15 protein-coding genes are annotated in these 16,249 nt (G+C 72.3%); 6 read left to right on the forward strand and 9 right to left on the reverse strand.

What is annotated here, in order from left to right; all coding sequences use genetic code 11:
• Window positions 1-28 precede the first annotated feature (28 nt).
• Window positions 29-916: a zinc metalloprotease HtpX gene (gene htpX, locus CRP50_RS17785; protein ID WP_097280531.1), complete on the reverse strand. Its 888-nt coding sequence runs from the start codon at window positions 914-916 to the stop codon at window positions 29-31.
• Window positions 917-1,021: 105 nt separating this feature from the next.
• Between htpX and CRP50_RS17790 the strand changes: the two genes are divergently transcribed.
• From CRP50_RS17790 to CRP50_RS17805, 4 genes are all read left to right on the forward strand, one after another.
• A complete protein-coding gene (locus CRP50_RS17790; RefSeq protein ID WP_097280532.1) occupies window positions 1,022-1,264 on the forward strand; it encodes a succinate dehydrogenase assembly factor 4 in 243 nt (80 codons plus the stop codon).
• A gap of 133 nt (window positions 1,265-1,397) precedes the next feature.
• Window positions 1,398-1,865 carry a thermonuclease family protein gene (locus CRP50_RS17795; RefSeq protein ID WP_097280533.1) on the forward strand — a complete coding sequence of 156 codons (468 nt, stop codon included), beginning with the start codon at window positions 1,398-1,400 and terminating at the stop codon, window positions 1,863-1,865.
• Window positions 1,866-2,010: 145 nt separating this feature from the next.
• Window positions 2,011-3,384 (forward strand): hypothetical protein, encoded by a 1,374-nt coding sequence (locus CRP50_RS17800; protein WP_141415191.1) that lies wholly within the window; start codon window positions 2,011-2,013, stop codon window positions 3,382-3,384.
• A gap of 133 nt (window positions 3,385-3,517) precedes the next feature.
• A complete protein-coding gene (locus CRP50_RS17805) occupies window positions 3,518-4,543 on the forward strand; it encodes an NAD(P)/FAD-dependent oxidoreductase (protein ID WP_097280535.1) in 1,026 nt (341 codons plus the stop codon).
• Between the two features lie 103 nt (window positions 4,544-4,646).
• Here CRP50_RS17805 and CRP50_RS17810 read toward each other — a convergent pair whose 3' ends face one another.
• The gene (locus tag CRP50_RS17810) at window positions 4,647-5,210 is read right to left on the reverse strand and encodes a hypothetical protein (protein WP_097280536.1); all 564 of its coding nucleotides are present in this window, start codon (window positions 5,208-5,210) and stop codon (window positions 4,647-4,649) included.
• 163 nt (window positions 5,211-5,373) lie between these two features.
• Here CRP50_RS17810 and CRP50_RS17815 point away from each other — a divergent pair, with 163 nt between their 5' ends.
• Window positions 5,374-6,804, forward strand: coding sequence for an MFS transporter (locus CRP50_RS17815; protein WP_097280537.1), 1,431 nt, complete (start codon window positions 5,374-5,376; stop codon window positions 6,802-6,804).
• 21 nt (window positions 6,805-6,825) lie between these two features.
• Here CRP50_RS17815 and CRP50_RS17820 read toward each other — a convergent pair whose 3' ends face one another.
• The 3 genes from CRP50_RS17820 to hemC are packed head-to-tail and all read right to left on the reverse strand — an operon-like array spanning window position 6,826 to window position 11,354.
• Entirely contained in the window at window positions 6,826-8,190 is a 1,365-nt protein-coding gene (locus CRP50_RS17820) for a heme biosynthesis protein HemY (RefSeq protein WP_097280538.1), read from the reverse strand.
• 3 nt (window positions 8,191-8,193) lie between these two features.
• Window positions 8,194-10,392 (reverse strand): uroporphyrinogen-III synthase, encoded by a 2,199-nt coding sequence (locus tag CRP50_RS17825; protein WP_097280539.1) that lies wholly within the window; start codon window positions 10,390-10,392, stop codon window positions 8,194-8,196.
• Window positions 10,393-10,400: 8 nt separating this feature from the next.
• A complete protein-coding gene (gene hemC, locus CRP50_RS17830) occupies window positions 10,401-11,354 on the reverse strand; it encodes a hydroxymethylbilane synthase (protein ID WP_097280540.1) in 954 nt (317 codons plus the stop codon).
• A gap of 54 nt (window positions 11,355-11,408) precedes the next feature.
• Between hemC and tsaD the strand changes: the two genes are divergently transcribed.
• Complete coding sequence (gene tsaD, locus CRP50_RS17835) at window positions 11,409-12,455, forward strand: tRNA (adenosine(37)-N6)-threonylcarbamoyltransferase complex transferase subunit TsaD (protein WP_097280541.1); 1,047 nt, start codon at window positions 11,409-11,411, stop codon at window positions 12,453-12,455.
• Here the strand turns inward: tsaD and CRP50_RS17840 are convergent.
• Genes CRP50_RS17840 through rsmG form a run of 4 tightly spaced genes read right to left on the reverse strand, consistent with a single transcriptional unit; the run spans window position 12,445 to window position 16,205 of the window.
• Entirely contained in the window at window positions 12,445-13,395 is a 951-nt protein-coding gene (locus CRP50_RS17840) for a hypothetical protein (RefSeq protein ID WP_141415192.1), read from the reverse strand. The two genes, tsaD and CRP50_RS17840, sit on opposite strands and share 11 nt — an antisense overlap.
• On the reverse strand, window positions 13,358-14,797 hold the full coding sequence (locus CRP50_RS25645; RefSeq protein WP_097280543.1) for a ParB/RepB/Spo0J family partition protein: 1,440 nt from the start codon (window positions 14,795-14,797) through the stop codon (window positions 13,358-13,360). Before CRP50_RS25645 ends, CRP50_RS17840 begins: the two co-directional genes overlap by 38 nt.
• A complete protein-coding gene (locus tag CRP50_RS17850; protein ID WP_097280544.1) occupies window positions 14,794-15,603 on the reverse strand; it encodes a ParA family protein in 810 nt (269 codons plus the stop codon). The genes CRP50_RS25645 and CRP50_RS17850 overlap by 4 nt, the downstream gene beginning before the upstream one ends.
• The gene (rsmG, locus tag CRP50_RS17855) at window positions 15,600-16,205 is read right to left on the reverse strand and encodes a 16S rRNA (guanine(527)-N(7))-methyltransferase RsmG (RefSeq protein WP_097280664.1); all 606 of its coding nucleotides are present in this window, start codon (window positions 16,203-16,205) and stop codon (window positions 15,600-15,602) included. The genes CRP50_RS17850 and rsmG overlap by 4 nt, the downstream gene beginning before the upstream one ends.
• Window positions 16,206-16,249 lie beyond the last annotated feature (44 nt).

Below are 16,249 nucleotides of genomic sequence, written 5' to 3' on the forward strand. Positions count from 1 at the left end.
CCCGCGGTTTCGTTACGGGGTGAAAACGTCAGCCCCAGGGGCCGGTGGCGGCCAACCGCCCCATGCCGCCGACGCCGGCCATCTCGCGCAGGCGGGCGACGCGGTTGGCGGTGGCGGGGTGGGTGGAGAACAGGCTGTCGACCTTGCGGGCGTGCAGCGGGTTGACGATGAACAGATGGGCCGTGGCCGGGTTGTTCTCGGCCCGCGGCATGTCGATGTGGCGGGCGCCGGCCTCCAGCTTCTCCAGCGCGCTGGCGAGCCACAGGGGCTGGCCGCAGATCTCGGCGCCGGCGGCGTCGGCGGCGTATTCGTTGGTGCGGGAGACGGCCATCTGCACGATCATGGCCGCCAGCGGCGCCAGGATGGACAGCAGCAGCACGCCGACGAAGCCGAGCGGGCTCGGGTTCTCCTCGTCGCGCGAGCCGCCGAAGAAGAAGGCGAAGTTGGCGAGCATGCCGACGGCGCCGGCCAGCGTGGCGGTGATGGTGCCGGTCAGGGTGTCGCGGTGCTTCACGTGCGCCAGTTCGTGCGCCATCACGCCGGCCAGTTCCTCGGCGTTGAGCAGGCGCATGAGGCCGGTGGTGGCGGCGACGGCGGCGTGCTGCGGGCTGCGGCCGGTGGCGAAGGCGTTGGGCTGGGCGCTGTCGATGACGTAGACGCGCGGCATGGGCAGGTCGGCGCGGCGGGCCAGCTGCTCGACGATGCCGTAGAGCTGCGGCGCGCTGCGGGCGTCCACCTCCTGCGCGTTGTACATGCGCAGGATCATGCGGTCGGAGTTCCACCACGCGAAGACGTTCATGCCGGCGGCCGCCAGGAAGGCGATCACCATGCCCGTCTGGCCGCCGATCAGCCAGCCGACGGTGAGAAACAGCGCCGTCATGCCGGCGAGCAACAGACCGACGCGAAGGGTGTTCATGGGCCTCTCCGAGCGCTATATCCCCGTTCATCAATAGTGTGCGGCGTCGCCTTCTTCAAGGGGAATGCCGCAGTGCAGCAACCCCTCAGCCTCAGGATTTCCGCCATGTCCGACCCGAAGACGCCGGCCGCCGAGGCCGACCCCGCCGAGACCGGCTCCGCCGCCCCGGAAGACGCCGCCGAAGCCGCCGAGGCCGCCGAGGCCGCGCGCGAGGAAGAGTCCGGCGTGCGCACGGTCAATCTGCGCGACATGCCGCCGTCGCAGGCCGACGAGATCGGCGGCCCGCGCGGCCCCGAGCCGACCCGCTACGGCGACTGGGAACGCAAGGGCCGCGTCTCCGATTTCTGATCCCGGCACCGCCGACGGCGGGAGAGACGAGGCGAAATACAACGGGGACGTTCTTGCAACGTTCTTCTTGTCGGGTTAGACTGATGCATCCATAACTAGATGCGCGCGATTTTACGCGCAATGGATGCTGCCGATGCGCCTCTCCGCCTGTCTCGCCGCCGCCGCAGCGGTCGCCGCCGCGTTCGCCCCCGTCACCGCCGGCGACGGGCGGGCCACGCCCTACGGCGAGATCGCAGGGCCGGTGGAGGCGCGCGTACTGGAGGTGTTGGACGGCGACAGCCTGCACGTCCGCGCCCGCATCTGGCTGTCCCAGGAGGTCGAGACGGTGGTGCGCCTGGCCGGGATCGACACGCCGGAACTGCGCGGCCGCTGCGACGACGAGAAGGAACGCGCCAAGGCGGCCCGGGATTTCCTCGAAGAGTACGTGGCGGCGGCCGAGCGCGTCGTGCTGCTGCGCGACGTCTCGCAGGACAAGTACGGCGGGCGCGTGATCGCCACCGTCGAGGACTCCTACGGCACCGACTTCGCCAAGGCGCTGGCCGAGGCCGGGCACGCCCGCCTCTACGACGGCGGCCCGCGCCAGCCCTGGTGCCCGCATTAGCGGCTCGCGCCTGCGCCGCCGCCGCCCCGTGTGATCGCGCGCACTTGAACCCCCCGGCGATTCTGGCATCATGCCTTCCTCGCGGTGGAAGACGCGCCGGTTTCATCAATCGGTACGGCTGCGTCGCGTCGGGAGGGGGAAACGCATGGCATTGAGGGAAACCTTGCGCCGACTGGTCGGCGGCGGGCGGACTTCCGGTACGGCGGAAGACGGCGTGCCGCCGCGTGCCGCGGCCGGGCCGGTGCGCGTGCTGGTCGCCCAGTTCGGCGGCGACGACAGCGGCGCCGTCCAGGGCAACCTCGTTTCCCGCCTGTCGCACCGCTCCGCCTTGCAGGTCGCCGCCCTGCCCCGCCCCGTCACCACCGCCGCCGAGCCGTTGAAGCGCATCGAGGAAGCGGTGAAGGTCGGGCGCAACGCGCTGGAGAAGGCGGGCGGCGAAGTGCTGGTGTGGGGCGAGGCCGCCGGCAGCGCCCTGCGGCTGCGCTTCGTCACCCGGCCGCCGGCCACCGACTACGGGTCCGGCGCCGCCATCGCCACCGAACACCTGGACCTGCCGCTCTATCTGTCGGACGAACAGGCCGACGTGGCCGAGCTGATGATCCTCGCCGCCGCCCGGCCGCTGGAGGACGAGGTCCGCAAGGCCCGCGTCGACGCCCTGCGCACCGCCCAGACCGCCGGCCTGCGGGTGGTCAAGAACGGCGGCCTGCCGGAGGCCTGCCTGCCGGCCCTGAAGGGCTGGCTCGCCAACCTGGAACTGCACCCGTCGCTGCGCAACGAGGGCATGACCGACGTGGAACTGGCCGCCGGCCACTACCGCGGCGCCCTGGCGCACGGCGCCGAGGTGCTGGGCGAGCCCATGATCGCCGCCCTGCGCGGCCACCTGGGCGCCGCCGTGGCCGCCGTCGCCTCGGAACGGCGCGACGCCGAGGCCATGGACGAGGCCGCCATGCTGGTGCGCGCCGCCAGTGCCGTCATCACCCGCGAAGCCCTGCCCGACGAATACGCCGCCCTGCAGGGCCTGCTGGGATGGATCCTGCAGCGCCAGGGCACGCTCGCCAACCGCACCAACTACCTGCGCGAGGCCGTCGCGGCCTATCAGCTGGCGTGTTCGGTGTGGACGCGCGGCGCCAACCCGACGCGCTGGGCCGAGATGCAGGTGAACATCGGCCGCCTGCTCACCACGCTGGGCGAGTTCACCCACACCAAGGAATTCCTCGACCAGGCGGTGACGGTGTTCCGTCAGGTGGCCGGCGTCTACACGCGCGAGAAGGCGCCGGTGTTCTGGGCCAACCTGCAGAACAACATCGGCGCCGCCCTGTTCGCCAAGTCCAAGCACACCAACGACGCCGCCGACCTCACCGCCGCCGCCTTCGCCTACAAGGAGGCGCTGGCGGTCTACGAGGAACGCCAGATCACCAAGTCCATGCACGTGGCGAAGAAGAACCTGCAGCGCGTCGAGCGTCTGGTGCAGATGCGCGCCGCCGCCGCCCAGCCGGCCACCAAGCAGCCGGCGGGCTGAGCCGGGCGGCGCGCGCCCGTCCGCCGGCGCGCCGGTCCCCTTTCCCGCGCCTTGGCCCCTTGATCTTCGCCGCCGCCGCCGCCATTGTCGGCGGCGACCGTTTTTCCTCGCGCAACCGTTCAGGCGTTCCCCCATGCAGACCACCTTCCAGACCGATGCCATCGTGATCGGGGCCGGACCCGTCGGCCTGTTCACCGTCTTCCAGTGCGGCATGGTCCGTATCCGGTGTCACGTGGTGGACGTGCTGGACGAGATCGGCGGCCAGTGCACCGCCCTCTACCCGGAAAAGCCCATCTTCGACGTGCCCGGCTTCCCGCGCATCGAGGCCGGCCGCCTGATCGAGCAGCTGCACGCCCAGGCCGAGCCCTTCCACCCGGTGTTCCACCTGGGCCAGCAGGTCGACCGCCTGGAGCGCCTGGAGGCCGCCGGCACGTGGCGCGTCGCCACCAGCAAGGGCACCGTCATCGAGGCGCCGGTGGTCATCATCGCCGCCGGTGTCGGCGCCTTCGGCCCCAACCGCCCGCCCATCGACGGGCTGGAGGCCTACGAGGGCTCGTCGGTGTTCTACATGGTCGGCCGGCGCGAGCAGTTCCGCGGCAAGCGCGTCGTCATCGCCGGCGGCGGCGACAGCGCCGTCGACTGGGCCGTCTCGCTGGCCGAGGTGGCGGAGAGCGTGCAGGTGGTGCACCGCCGCGCCAAGTTCCGCTGCGCCCCCGACAGCTACGACAAGCTGAAGGCCCTGGAAGGCGCCGGCAAGGTGGAGCTGGTGGTGCCCTACCAGCTGGCCGGCCTGGAGGGCGACGGCGGCGCCCTGTCCGCCGTGGTGGTGGCCGACCTGGACGGCGTCGACCGCCGCCTCCCGGCCGACGTGCTGCTGCCGTTCTTCGGCCTGTCCACCAACCTCGGCCCCATCGCCGAGTGGGGCCTCGAGATGGGGCCGAAGGGCACCATCGCCATCGACCAGTCCACCGCCGAGACCTCGGCAAAGGGCATCTTCGCCGTCGGCGACATCGCCAGCTATCCGCACAAGCTGAAGCTCATCCTGACGGGCTTCGCCGAAGCGGCCCAGGCGGCCCACGCCGCCTTCGCCTACGTCCACCCGGGCGAGGCGCTGCACTTCGAGCACTCGACCACCACCGGCGTGCCGGCGGGGGCCTGACACTCACCGAAGGTGGCACGGCGCGACCGCGCCGCGCGGCCCCTGCCGCGGGAGCCCGGCGGCCGCAGGCCGCGCCCGGCGCCTGAGGGCAAAAAAACTCCCCCTACTCCTCGCGCACCAGGTTCAGCACCCAGAGATCGCGCACCCGCTCCCCGGCCTGGGCCGGCGGGGCGGGGTCGAGGCGGTAGGGGCGGCGGCCGAAGGCGTGGTCGGCGGCGGTGAACAGGCGGCCTTCCAGATAGTCGCGCCAGGTGGGCGCGTTTTCCGCACCGTCCCAGCGTTCCACCGTCACCGCCTCGCCCAGGCTGGCGGCGATGGTGTCGGTGAGCCAGTCGAGGCGCGGCTGGCCGTCGAGCCCCTGCGCATCCGCCTCGGCATGCAGACGCAGGCCGTCGAAGGCGCCGGCATAGGCGGGATCGGTGATTTCGGTGGTGCCGTCGCGCCACAGGCTGGCGACCATGCGGCCATCGTGGCGGAACACCGCCTGTGCTTCACGGATCAGTGCCGCCACGTTCACCCGCGCCGGCTCCATGCGGCCGCCGAGCCGCGTCATGAGATCCTGGAACAGCGCCTGACCCGTCGCTTCCGGCGGCCGCACCACCGTCGGACGCGGGCCGCGCGCACGCAGGCCGTCGGGACGGTCGGATGCGGCGGGCGTGTGGGTCATGGCTCGGGTCCTCCGGGACGGGCGGAAGCGGTCCAAGCAACAACCGGGCCAGCGGAAATCCCCGAAAACGGCCCGGTCGCGCTATTCTTGCCGGCAGCAAGGCGGCAGGTCCTGCCGGGAACATGTTGCCCGGTGCGCCCCTTGTGCCGACAATGCCGCCACCATGCCGCACGATCACGACCACGCCCCCGCCGCCGCTCCCCCTGCCCCGCCGCCGGGCTCGCCCCTGCGCGATCCCGCCTACCGCCGCCTGTTCCTGGCGCAGGTGACGTCGCTGGTGGGCACCGGATTGACCACCGTCGCCCTCGCCCTGCTCGCCCACGACATGGCCGGCGGCGACGCCGGGGCCGTGCTCGGCAGCGTGCTGGCGTTGAAGATGGTGGCCTATGTGGTGGTCGCGCCGGCGGTGGGCGGCATCGCCCACCTGCTGCCGCGCAAGAGCCTGCTGGTAGCGCTCGACCTGATCCGCGCCGCCATCGTCGCCTGCCTGCCGCTGGTGAGCGAGCTGTGGCAGGTCTATGCGCTGATCGTCGTGCTGAACGTGGCCGCCGCCGGCTTCACGCCGACCTTCCAGGCGACCATCCCCGACCTGCTGCCCGACGAGGCGCGCTATACCCGCGCCCTGTCGCTGTCGCGCCTCGCCTACGACCTGGAGGCACTGGCGAGCCCGGCGCTGGCCGCCGCCGCCCTGGCGGTGATGACCTACGACGGCCTGTTCCTGGCCGATGCCGCCACCTTCGTCGTCTCCGCCCTGCTGGTGGCGGCGACGGCCATCCCCGCCGCCCGGCCGGCGGAGCGCACGCGCGGCGTGCTGGCGAATCTCGGCTTCGGCCTGAGGGGCTACCTGAAGACGCCGCGCCTGCGCGGCCTGCTGGCGCTCAACCTCGCCGCCGCGGCGGGCGGCGCCATGGTGATCGTCAACACGGTGGTCTATACCCGCGACCGCCTCGGCCTCGACGACACCGCGACCGCCTGGGCCATGGCGGCGGCGGGCGGCGGGTCCATGGTGGCCGCCATCCTGCTGCCGCGGGTGCTGAGCGCGGCGCGCGACCGGGCGGTGATGCTGGGGGCGGCGGCGCTGCTGCTGACGGCGCTGGTGATCGGCGCCGTGCGGCTGCCGGCCTTTCCCGGGCTGATCGTGCTGTGGATCTTCGTCGGCCTGGCCGGCAGCGCCATCCAGACGCCCGGCGGCCGGCTGCTGCGCCAGAGCTGCCGCCCCGGCGACCGGCCGGCCTTCTTCGCCGCCCAGTTCGCCCTCAGCCACGCCTGCTGGCTGGTGGCCTACCCGACGGCCGGGCTGGTGGGCGCCTGGGCCGGGCTCGATGCCGCCTTCTGGGCGGCGGCGGGGCTGGTGCTGATTGGTCTTTGCGCGGCGGCGGGGCTGTGGCCGGCCACCGATGCCGAGGTGCTCACCCACCGCCACGCGGCGGTGGACCACGAGCACCTGCACGTCCACGGCGACCACCACGACCACGCTCACGAGGGCTGGGAGGGGCCGGAGCCCCACCGTCACCCGCACCGTCACCGGCCGGTGACCCACGCCCACGCCTTCACCATCGACCTGCACCACCCCGACTGGCCCAACCGGGGCTGAGGCCGGCCGTCGCGCCCTCGCCTACTCCGCCGCCTGCGGCGCGGCGGCGCCGGAGGTGCCGGTCAGCGGCACCAGGGCCCGTGACGGCGCCGTCCAGGCGATGGTGGCGAAGCCGTTGCACGCGGGGCACGACGGCGACCACTGGCGCGGCACGTGGGCGCAAGCGGTGCAGTGCCAGTGCGCCGGCACGATGGCCGTATCGCCGGTGGAGGCGTTCTCCGCCGCCTTGTGCAGCCAGCCGAGCGCCGCCTTGGCGTCGCCGTGCTCGCCCTCCTCCAGCCGGGCCATGAGGCGGGCGAAGCGCGGCCCCACCGGTTCGTCCTTCAGGGGCGTCAGGCGGGCGCGGGCCTGGCCCCACAGCTGGGCGTCGAGCGCCGCTTCGGCCACCAGCAGGCGGCTTTCGCGGTGTTCCAGGTTGACGGCGGCCAGCGCCTCCGCCCGCTTCACCCGCTTCAGGGCGTCCTCGCCGGACCACAGGTCCAGGTAGGCGCGGGCGAGGTCGGGGTGCGGGCTGCGCTTCCAGGTCTCTTCCAGCACGTGGGCGGCCTTGCGCTCCTTGCCGTCGCGCTGGTAGCCGCGGGCGAGCAGCAGCGCCGCCGGCACGAAGGCCGGGTCGGCGTCATGCGCCTGCTTGCCGAGCTTCACCGCTTCCCACTGGCCGTCGCCGGCCAGCGCCGCCTCGCCCTGGGCCACCAGCAGGGTGGCGCGCAGGGTGCGCGTGTCGCGGCCGTCGAAGGCACCGGCCTTCATGCCGCCGTCGAGGGTCTGCAGCGCCGCGGCGTAGTCGCGCGCCGCCACCTGCAGGTCGAACAGCGCCTGCGCCGCCCACGCCGGGCGGGTCTTGTCGGCATAGGCCGCCTCGGCATGCTCGCGGGCGCGGACGCGGTCGCCGTCGGCCAGCGCCTGGTCCATCAGGCCGCGCAGGGCTGGCAGGCGGGTCTCGGGCTTGTCGGCCAGCGCCTCGTAGCGCTTGCGGGCGTCGGGGCCGTCGCCGGCCAGCAGGGCCGCCTGGGCGCCGAGCAGGCGCGTCGCGACGCTGTCGTCGAGCAGCTTCTCGGCATCGCCGGCGTAGGAGCGGGCGCGGCGCGGATCACCGGCCGCCACGGCGGCATAGCCGTTGGCGAGCGCCGTCAGGCCGCGGCGGTGCCGCTTGGCGCGCACGCTCTCGCGCACCATGCCGGGCACCCGGCCGATGCCGCGCAGCAGGCGCCACACCAGCGCCACCACGGCCATGAAGGCGAGCACGGCGAGCAGCAGGATCGGCACGCTGGTGTCGACCCGCCAGCCGAACCATTCCATCACCACTTCGCCCGGCCGTTCGGCGAGCCAGACGGCGCCGGCCACGATGGCGGCGACGACGACGAGATAGGCGATAACGCGGATCATGGCTCAGCCCCCCGTCTGCGGCTGGGCCTGGGCGGCCTCGGCACCACCGGAACCGGCGCCGGCGGCGTCCCCGCCGCGCTGGGCGGCGGCGAAGCGAGCCAGGGACTCCGACGTCAGGTCGGCCAGCGCCTTGTCGGCGGCGAGGCGCGCTTCGGCCCCGGCCAGCCAGTCGTCGGCGACCACGGCGGCATCGCCCTGCAGCTTCTTCAGCTCGGCGACCGCGGTCGCCAGATCGCCGGCCTCTAGCGCGCTGGCGGCACGGGCGACGACGGCGGAGGCACCGTCGCCCACCGCCTCGCCGTCGGTGCGGCGCACGGTGACGAGGCCCATGAGGCGCTTCACCGTGCTCTGCACCCATTCCGGCGCATCGTCGGGGGCGGCGGCGGCGCGGATGATCTCGGTGCCGAGGCGGCCGAAGCGCTCCTGCAGCATGTCGCGGGTCGGGATGCCGGCGTCGGCGAAGTCGGCCAGCACCGGCGCATCGATGGTCACGCCCGACATGCCGTCGGCGATGGCGCGCACGGTGCGCAACTCGGTGGCGAAGGGGTTGCCCTGGTCGACCGCCTGGCGCAGCTGCGCCGTCGTCAGCATGAGGCCGAGGGCGGTATCCTGACGCGACGCCGTCTGACGGGCGATGGCGGCAACCTCCTGCAGGCGTTCCTGCATGGCCAGCACCGTCTGGGCATCGGCGGTGCCGCGGCGCAGCTGGTCCAGTTCCTCGGCCAGGGCGTCGAGGCGCGCCTGCGCCTGCTCGCCGGCCTGGGCCATGCTCTGCAGCGCCTGTGGGTCCATGCCCGACAGCAAGGTCTGCAGCTGCGCCTGCATGTCCTGCACCTGCTGCTGCAGCTCAGGCGAAGCGCCGCCGCCCTGCCCGGCTTCGGCGACGCGGCCTTCGACGTCGCCGAGTTGCGCCGTCACCTGCTCCAGGCGCTGGCGCAGGGACTGGACGTCGGACTGCAGCTGCTGGTTCTGCTGGCTCAGTTCGGCGACACGGGCGGTTTCCTGCGGCGGCGCCGGCAGCCAGGCCTTCAGCGGCTCGGGCGCGCTGTCGCGCCACCACGGCAGGGTGGCGAAGCCGACAAGGACCACCAGCACCAGCAGGACGAGGATCGCGGCAATCGCCTTGCCGCCCCCGCCGCCGCTCTTCTTCGCCGGCGTGGAGGCAGCAGCGGAAGACGTGGAGGGCGAGGACGCCGAAGCGGTCGCCGCCGAAGACGACGATGTCGGCTTCGGGGTGCCGCCGCCCACCGTGGCGGAGGACGTGCCGGTGCTCGCCGTGGCGGGCGGCACGCTGCCGACGCCGCCGGCCTTCCTGGCGCCGGAGGCATCGCCCGCGCCGGCCTTGGCCGGGTCGGGCGCCGGCCCGGAGGGTGCCGCGGTGGCCTCGGCCTTGGTCTTGTCCTCGGTCTCCTTGGCGTCCTTTTCCGGACGGTCGGTCATGACGGCTCCTCCCTCGGCATCAGCATAGGCGCCGGCGGCGCGGTCTTCGTCGAGCAGCGCCAACAGCGCCTCCTGGGTCGGCGTCGCCGCCACCCGCAGATGGGCGAAGGGCACTCCGCCCAGGTCTTTCGCCACGGCCTCGGACAGGCAGTAGGCGCGAATATCCCTGCAAGCGTCGGCGAGATCGGCGCGCTGCGCAAGCTCGGCGAAGATCCGCGCCGTGCGCGGTGAATAGAATAACGCGGCGTGAAGCGCTCGCGTGGCAATCAACCGTTGCGTATCCCGCGACAGGGCGACGGCCGCCCGCGTCTCGTAGAGCCGTTCGCGGCGCACCGTATAGCCGGCCGCCTCCAGCTCGCCGGCCAGGTCGCCGGCCAGCTCGGTCCCCGCCGCATGCACCAGGGTGCCGCCCGGCGGCCGCACGCGGGCGCGCACCAGGCGGGCGAGCGAGGTGACGTCGCCCTCGGCGGCCAGCACCTGGGTGAAGTCGTGCTCGCGCGCCGTCTCCGCCGTGGCGTCGCCGACGGCGTAGACGGGCAGTTCGCGGGTCAGGGGGTTGTCGGCCGGCAGGGCCTGGGCCAGCGCCCGCACCCCGTTGGCCGAGGTGACGAGATAGCCCTGCACGCCGTCCAGCGCGACGGCGGCGGCGGGAATGTAGGAGATGGAGAACAGCGGCTCGATCACCGCCTCCACTCCACGGTCTTCCAGCAGCCGGGCGGTGCGGCGGGCGTCGTGGAGGGGGCGGGTGATGAGGACTCGCATGCCCGGCCTCAGCCTCCCTGCCCCGGCACCGTGAAGTAATCCGGCGTGCACGAGGCGGCCAGTTCGCGCCCCGCGTCGTCGCACAGCGCGACCGCGTCGGCGCGCGGGCCGCTGCGGCTGGTTTCCAAAAGGCCGGTGCCGTCGGGGCGCACCACCAGCCCGTCGAACACCACGCCGCCCTGGCCGTCGAGCCGCGCCCAGCCGGCGATGGGCGTGCGGCACGAGCCGTCGAGCCGCTTCAGGAAAGCGCGCTCCGCCGTCACGCAGTCGAAGGTGTCGGCACAGTTGAGCGGCGCCAGCCAGCGGTGCGAGGCTTCGTCGTCGGCGCGGCAGGTGATGCCGACCGCGCCCTGCCCCACCGCCGGCAGCATCTCGTCCACCGCCAGCGGCGCCGTCGCCTTGTCGGCCATGCCGAGGCGGTTGAGCCCGGCCATGGCGAGCAGCGTGGCGTCCACCTGGCCCTCGCCCAGCTTGCGCAGGCGGGTCTGGACGTTGCCGCGGAAGGTCACCACTTCGATGTCCGGCCGGCGCGCCTTGATCTGGGCGCCGCGCCGCAGGGACGCGGTGCCGACCACCGCCCCCTGCTTCAGCTCGGCGATGGAGGCGGCGCTGGGGCACAGGAAGGCGTCGCGCACGTCCTCGCGCGGCAGCATGCAGGGCAGCACGATGCCGTCGGGCAGCACCGTCGCCACGTCCTTCATGCTGTGCACGGCAAGGTCGATGCGGCCGTCCAGCATGGCCTCGTCGATTTCCTTGGTGAACAGGCCCTTGCCGCCGATTTCCGACAGCGGCCGGTCGAGCACGGCGTCGCCGGTGGTCTGGATGACGACGATCTCGATGGACTCCGGCGCGGCGGCCAGGTCCGGGTGGGCGGCGAGCAGGCGATCGCGCACTTCGTGGGTCTGCGCCATGGCGAGCGGAGAGCCACGGGTGCCGATGCGAATCTTGGGCGTCTTGGTCATGACCAAAGTTTGTAAGGGCTGACCCCGACGGAGAAAAGGGCTAAATAGGCGGACATGATCGTACTCGGACTCGAAACCAGCTGCGACGAAACGGCAGCCGCCGTCGTCGACGATTCCGGCCTCATCCTGTCGGAGGTGGTGCTCTCGCAGTTCGAGGAGCACCGGCCCTACGGCGGCGTGGTGCCGGAAATCGCCGCGCGCAGCCATCTGGACCACATCGACCGCCTGGTCGACGAGGCCATGACGCGCGCCGGCCTCTCCTACGACGCGCTGGACGCGGTCGCGGCGACCGCCGGGCCGGGGCTCATCGGCGGTGTCATCGTCGGCGTCATGACCGCCAAGGCCATCGCCGCCGTGCACGGCAAGCCCTTCCTGGCCGTCAACCACCTGGAAGGCCATGCGCTGACGGCGCGGCTGACCGACAAGGTCGCCTTCCCCTACCTGTTGCTGCTGGTGTCCGGCGGGCACTGCCAGATCCTGGCGGTGGAGGGGGTCGGCCGCTACCGGCGGCTCGGCACCACCATCGACGATGCGGCCGGCGAGGCCTTCGACAAGGTGGCGAAGATGCTCGGCCTCGGCTACCCCGGCGGCCCGGCCGTGCAGGCGGCGGCGGAGCGCGGCGATGCCAGGCGCTTCCCCTTCCCCCGCCCCATGAAGGGCCGGCCGGGGTGTGATTTCTCCTTCTCCGGCCTCAAGACCAGCGTGCGGCAGATGGTGGAAACCCTGCCGCCGGGGCCGCTGTCGGAGCAGGACAAGGCCGATCTCGCCGCCGGGTTCCAGGCCGCCGTGGTGGACTCCATCGCCGATCGGGTGAAGCGGGCGCTGGCCGGGTTCCGCGGCACCGCCTTCGTCGTGGCCGGCGGCGTCGCCGCCAACAGCGCCTTGCGTGAGAAGCTGCAAGCCCTTGCCGCACAAGCAGGATTGCCGTTCGTTGCGCCGCCGTTACGGCTGTGTACGGACAATGCGGCGATGATCGCCTGGGCGGGCATCGAGCGCCTGAAGGCCGGCGAAAGCGACCCGCTCGACTTCCGCCCACGACCGCGCTGGCCGCTCGACCCCGACGCCCCCAAGAGCACCGGCGCCGGCGCCGTCAAGGCCTGACGGCCGCCGCCCGCACCTCCACCAGCGACACGATGAGCCGCCCGCCGGTGCGTTCCAGCACCAGCCGGCGCAGATCCGGCGCGCGCCGGGGGTCCTTGGCCGTCAGCACCGGCGCCTCCCCCAGCAGGACGCGGAAGGTGCCGTCGACGGTGCGTTCCAGCACCAGGTCGCGCACCTCGCCGCCGGCCAGGGTGTACGGCAGGGTCTGCGACGCCAGCGTGCTCTCCCCCAGGCCGCTGTCGCGGCTCAGCACCAGACGGCTGCGGCTGCCGAAGGACTCGATGGCGAGGCCATAGCCCTGGTCGCGCTTGGCGTCCCCGTCGGTCAGCCGCAGGGCGACGGCATGAGCGCCGGGCTCGTCCTCCAGCGTCACCAGCAGCCGCACGCGGAAGGCCTGCGGGATCGCCACCGGCAGGGCGACCGCCGCCGGTGCGGGGCGCGTGGTCGGGGCCTGGACGGGCGCGGGCGGCGGTGCGGGCTCGTCCTTCTTGCGCAGGCGCTCCACCAGTTCGGTCACCGCGCCGATGCGCTCGCGCAGGGCCTCGACGTCGTCGGGCGGCTGGGTGGGCGTGGTGAGCGCCGGGCCGGTGGGCGGGCTGACGACGCTGCCGGCGACGGCCTGCCAATCCCCCGACAGCACCCGCCATGCCGGATCGGAGGTATAGGTGCCGTCCTGGAAGGTATCGCGCACCAGCACATGCGCGAAGGGCTCGTCGTAACGACCGACGAGCCCCTTCAGCGTCTGCAGCAGGTGGTCGCGCGGCACGTCGCGCGCCTCGGCATCGCCGATCACCCGCCGCAGGTCTTCCACCAGCGCCTGGGTGCGCGGATCGCTCGGCGCACCCTCCTGCGCCGCCGCCGGCTGCACCAGGGCGGCGAGAAGCAGGAGGGCCGCGGCGTGCCTAGCGATGACCGGAGGTCTCCTCGTCGTCGGCGGCATCGTCCGCGTCACCGGCTTCGGAGTCGGCGTCGTCTTCCTCGTAGAGGGCATCGAGTCCCTCCTCGCGCAGCGCCTGCGTGATGGCCTCGGGGTCGAAGGCGGCTTCGTCCTCGGCCGTCTCGGCCTCCTCCTCCGCCGACCAGTCGAGGCCGTCCAGACCGTCGGCGGCGAGCGCAGCCTTCAGGTCGGCTTCGGCCTGTTCGATGCTGACCGGCGCTGCGGGATCTTCGCCATCGGCGGTCGCCGCAGCGTCCTCGGTGGCGTCGTCGGCGTCTTCCTCTGCGTCCTCCTGGACGACGGCGTCGAGGCCGCCTTCCCACACCGTCTCCTTCAGGGTCGGCGTGTCGACGTCGAGATCGTCCGCCTCGGCTTCCTCCGCCGCGACGGATACGTCGGCGGTCGCCAGTTCGTGGGCGATGGCGGCGTCGAGGTCTTCGTCGGCCTCCAGCGGCTCTTCCACCGCGCCCATCTTGTGAGCGCCGTCGGACAGGCGGTGCAGGATGTCGTCGAGCTGCTCGAGCGTATCGTATTCGATGCTCAGCGCCCCGCCGCGGCCGGCGAAGGTGATGGAGACCTTGAGGCCGAGCAACTGCGACAGGTCGCGCTCCAGCGCCACCGTGTCGGCATCCTTGTGCATGGACTCGACCGGCGCCGTGCCCTTCTTGCGCGGCTGCTTCTTGCCCTCGGTGACCGCCAGCTTTTCCGTCTGGCGCACGTTGAGGCCGCGGGTCACCACGCGCTCGGCGAGCGTCACCGGATCCTCGGCGTTGAGCAGCGCACGGGCGTGGCCGGCGGTGAGCTTGCCTTCCCGCAGCATGCCCTTCACCGGGTCGGGCAGGTTCAGCAGACGCATCATGTTGGCGACGTGGCTGCGGCTCTTGCCGACGGCCTTCGCCAGGTCTTCCTGGGTGTGGTGGAATTCGTCCATCAGGCGCTGATAGCCCTCGGACTCCTCCAGCGCCGTCAGGTCCTGGCGCTGCAGGTTTTCCACCAGCGCCACTTCGAGGGCTTCGCGGTCGGTGAAGGACTTCACCAGGACCGGCACCTCGTGCAGCTGGGCCTGCTGCGCGGCGCGCCAGCGGCGTTCGCCGGCGATGATCTCGAACAGGTCGCCATCGTCAGGGTGCTTGCGCACCAGGATGGGCTGGATGATGCCCTTCTCGCGGATCGACTCGGCGAGGTCGTCGATGGCCTGCTGGTCGAATTCCTTGCGCGGCTGGAACCGGCCCGAGCGCAGGCGGCCGATGGGCACCAGGCGTTCGGAGGTCAGGCGCTCGCTCTGCTCGGCTTCGCCCGCCGCGGCCGGGCCGCCGGCGGCGGCGACCTCTTCGTCGAGGCCGTCTTCGGTGTCGCCGAACAGGGCGGAAAGGCCCCGCCCGAGGCCGCGTCGTGCCGCGCTCATGCCCGCACCTCCTGCTTCTCACGCTTCAGAACTTCGCCGGCCAGATGCACGTAGGCCTGCGCCCCCTGGGACCGCAGATCGTAAAGCAGCACCGGCTTGCCGTGCGACGGGGCTTCCGAGACGCGCACGTTGCGCGGGATCACCGTGTCGAACACCTTGGCGCCGAAATAGCCGCGCACGTCGGCCGCCACGGCGTCCGACAGATTGTTGCGGCGGTCGAACATGGTCAGGACGATGCCCTGGATGTCGAGGTCGGGGTTGAAGGCCTTCTTCACCCGCTCGATGGTCTTCACCAGGTGGCTGACGCCTTCCAGGGCGAAGAACTCGCACTGCAGCGGCACCAGCACCTTGTCCGAAGCCACCAGCGCGTTCAGCGTCAGCAGGCCGAGCGCCGGCGGGCAGTCGATATAGATGTAGTCGTAGGCCATGTCGGCGAGCCGGCCGGAGATGGCGTCGCGCAGGCGGCTTTCGCGGCGGGCGACCGACACCAGTTCCAGCTCCGCACCCGCCAGATCGACACCCGAAGGCACGAGGTCGAGGCCGGGCACGTCGCTCTTCACCACCGCCTGATCGAGCGAGGCTTCGCCCATCAGCACGTGATAGCTGGACACCTTGCGGTTGGCGCGGTTGATGCCGAGCCCCGTCGAGGCATTGCCCTGCGGGTCGAGATCGACGATCAGCACCTTCTTGCGCACCGCGGCCATGGCTGTCGCCAGGTTGATGGCGGTGGTGGTCTTGCCGACGCCGCCCTTCTGGTTGGCAATCGCCATGACGCGGGGACGACGGGTCGGGGACACAGTATTCATTTGGGGCGCACCTCTCGCACACGCAGCACGATTCCGGACGCATCGGTTCGGCTGGGGGACCGGTCTTCGTCGAATATCCAGATTTTGCGGGCCGAGGTCAATTCTTCCTCTATATTTTGGCCCTTCAGGAACAGGCACTGTCCGTTTGATTCGAGCAACGGGATCGCCAGGTCCAGCAGTTTCGGCAGTGCGGCAAGGGCTCTGGCCGTCACCACCGGCGCCTTCAGGTCCGTCAGCGTCTCGATTCGCGCCGAGTGGACGGTGACGCGCGCGCCTGTCTGGCGGGCCACTTCCCGCAGGAAGGCCCCCTTTCGCAGGTCCGACTCGACCAAATGCACCTCGGGCACGCCGAGGATGGCCAGCACCAGCCCGGGAAATCCGGCGCCGGAGCCGATGTCGATGAGACGGGGCGTGGCGGGCGGCAGCAGCGGAAACAACTGCGCCGAATCGAGCATGTGGCGGCGCCACAGGTCGGGCAGCGTGGCCGGGCCAACCAGATTGATGCGCGCCTGCCACTTTTCCAGCAGCTCGGCGTAGGTCCGCAGGCGGTCAAGTGTTTCACGTGAAACACCGGTCTCGGCCTGGAACTGCTCCGGGGTCAGGGATGAAGGCATGGGGTCCTGTGTTTCACGTGAAACAGCGGGAG

Source organism: Caenispirillum bisanense (assembly GCF_900230255.1).
In the GTDB taxonomy this organism is placed as follows: Bacteria; Pseudomonadota; Alphaproteobacteria; order Rhodospirillales; family Rhodospirillaceae; genus Caenispirillum; species Caenispirillum bisanense_A.

Excerpts from the sequence above, each read along its gene's own strand:
- CRP50_RS17805 (WP_097280535.1), top strand. The coding sequence starts at position 3,518 with ATGCAGACCACCTTCCAGACCGATGCCATCGTGATCGGGGCCGGACCC.
- CRP50_RS17795 (WP_097280533.1), top strand. The coding sequence starts at position 1,398 with ATGCGCCTCTCCGCCTGTCTCGCCGCCGCCGCAGCGGTCGCCGCCGCG.
- CRP50_RS17815 (WP_097280537.1), top strand. The coding sequence starts at position 5,374 with ATGCCGCACGATCACGACCACGCCCCCGCCGCCGCTCCCCCTGCCCCG.
- hemC (WP_097280540.1), bottom strand. The coding sequence starts at position 11,354 with ATGACCAAGACGCCCAAGATTCGCATCGGCACCCGTGGCTCTCCGCTC.
- CRP50_RS17820 (WP_097280538.1), bottom strand. The coding sequence starts at position 8,190 with ATGATCCGCGTTATCGCCTATCTCGTCGTCGTCGCCGCCATCGTGGCC.
- CRP50_RS25645 (WP_097280543.1), bottom strand. The coding sequence starts at position 14,797 with ATGAGCGCGGCACGACGCGGCCTCGGGCGGGGCCTTTCCGCCCTGTTC.
- CRP50_RS17790 (WP_097280532.1), top strand. The coding sequence starts at position 1,022 with ATGTCCGACCCGAAGACGCCGGCCGCCGAGGCCGACCCCGCCGAGACC.
- tsaD (WP_097280541.1), top strand. The coding sequence starts at position 11,409 with ATGATCGTACTCGGACTCGAAACCAGCTGCGACGAAACGGCAGCCGCC.
- CRP50_RS17850 (WP_097280544.1), bottom strand. The coding sequence starts at position 15,603 with ATGAATACTGTGTCCCCGACCCGTCGTCCCCGCGTCATGGCGATTGCC.
- CRP50_RS17800 (WP_141415191.1), top strand. The coding sequence starts at position 2,011 with ATGGCATTGAGGGAAACCTTGCGCCGACTGGTCGGCGGCGGGCGGACT.
- CRP50_RS17840 (WP_141415192.1), bottom strand. The coding sequence starts at position 13,395 with ATGCCGCCGACGACGAGGAGACCTCCGGTCATCGCTAGGCACGCCGCG.
- CRP50_RS17810 (WP_097280536.1), bottom strand. The coding sequence starts at position 5,210 with ATGACCCACACGCCCGCCGCATCCGACCGTCCCGACGGCCTGCGTGCG.
- CRP50_RS17825 (WP_097280539.1), bottom strand. The coding sequence starts at position 10,392 with ATGCGAGTCCTCATCACCCGCCCCCTCCACGACGCCCGCCGCACCGCC.
- htpX (WP_097280531.1), bottom strand. The coding sequence starts at position 916 with ATGAACACCCTTCGCGTCGGTCTGTTGCTCGCCGGCATGACGGCGCTG.